We start from the raw sequence: 1,626 nt of genomic DNA on the forward strand, positions 1-1,626 counted from the left end.
CCGCCGCCTTCCGGCGTGACCCACACGATGTTCTGCGTCGGGTCCTTGATGTCGCAGGTCTTGCAGTGCACGCAGTTCTGCGCGTTGATCACCAGCCGGTCGCTGCCGTCGTCGTTCTTCACGAACTCGTACACCGCCGCCGGGCAGAAGCGTCCCTCGGGACCCGCGTACGTGCGCAGGTTCACGTTCACCGGCACGCTTGCGTCCTTCAGCGTCAGGTGCGCCGGCTGGTTCTCCTCGTGGTTCGTGTTCGAGATGAACACCGACGACAACCGGTCGAACGTCAGCTTGCCGTCCGGCTTCGGATACTCGATCGGCGTGCATTGCGACGCCGGCTTCAGCATCTCGTGGTCCGCATGCTTGTGGTGCAGCGTCCACGGCACGTTGCCGCCCATCACCTTCTGCTCGAGCCCGACCATCAGCGTGCCGAGATACAGGCCCTTGGCCATCCACTGCTTGAAGTTGCGCGCGCGGTACAGCTCCGTATGCAGCCACGACTGCTTGAAGGCGTCCGGATACGCGTTGAGCTCGTCGCTCTGGCGGCCGGCCTGCAGCGCGTCGAACGCGGCGTCCGCCGCCAGCATGCCGGTCTTGATCGCCGCGTGGCTGCCCTTGATCCGCGATGCGTTCAGGAAGCCCGCGTCGTCGCCGATCAGCGCGCCGCCCGGGAACACCGTCTTCGGCAGCGACAGCAGGCCGCCGGCCGTGATCGCGCGTGCGCCGTACGACACGCGCTTGCCGCCTTCGAGGAACGCGCGGATCGACGGATGCGTCTTGTAGCGCTGGAATTCCTCGAACGGCGACAGGTACGGGTTCGTGTAGCCCAGGCCCACCACGAAGCCGACCACGACCTGGTTGTTGTCCATGTGATACAGGAACGAGCCGCCGTACGTATCCGACTTCAGCGGCCAGCCGGCCGTGTGGATCACGAGGCCCGGCTTGTGCTTGGCCGGATCGATTTCCCACAGCTCCTTGATACCGATCCCGTACGCCTGCGGATCGGCGTTCGCGTCGAGCTTGAACTTCGAGATCAGCTGGCGGCCGAGGTGGCCGCGGCAGCCTTCGGCGAACAGCGTGTACTTCGCGTGCAGCTCCATGCCGAGCTGGAAGTTCTCGGTTGGCTCGCCGTCCTTGCCCACGCCCATGTTGCCGGTGGCAACACCCTTCACCGAGCCGTCGTCGTTGTAGAGAATCTCGGCAGCGGGGAAGCCCGGGAAGATCTCGACGCCCAAGGCTTCCGCCTGCTGACCGAGCCAACGCGTGACGTTGCCCAGCGAAATCACGTAGTTGCCGTGATTCTTGAAGTTGTCGGGCAGCGCCCAGTTGGGCGTCGTGACCGCGCTGTTCTCGGACAGGAACAGGAAGCGGTCTTCCGTCACCTCGACGTTCAAGGGTGCGCCCTGCTCCTTCCAGTCGGGGAACAGTTCGGTGATCGCGCGCGGATCCATCACCGCGCCCGACAGGATGTGCGCGCCGATCTCGGAACCCTTCTCGAGCACGCACACGCCGATCTCGGTGCCTTTCTCGGCGGCCAGTTGCTTGAGCCGGATCGCCGCCGACAGCCCGGCGGGGCCGCCGCCGACGATCACGACGTCGTATTCCATCGATTCGCGCGGGCCGTATTGC

The 1,626-nt window shown here is 65.5% G+C and carries 1 protein-coding gene; it reads right to left on the bottom strand.

Going from position 1 to position 1,626, the window contains the following annotated elements:
* A partial coding sequence (locus WS45_RS29325) for an electron transfer flavoprotein-ubiquinone oxidoreductase (protein WP_059702964.1) occupies positions 1-1,626 on the bottom strand: 1,626 nt, incomplete at both ends.

This window comes from Burkholderia sp. RF2-non_BP3, from assembly GCF_001522185.1.
Classification (GTDB): domain Bacteria; phylum Pseudomonadota; class Gammaproteobacteria; order Burkholderiales; family Burkholderiaceae; genus Burkholderia; species Burkholderia diffusa.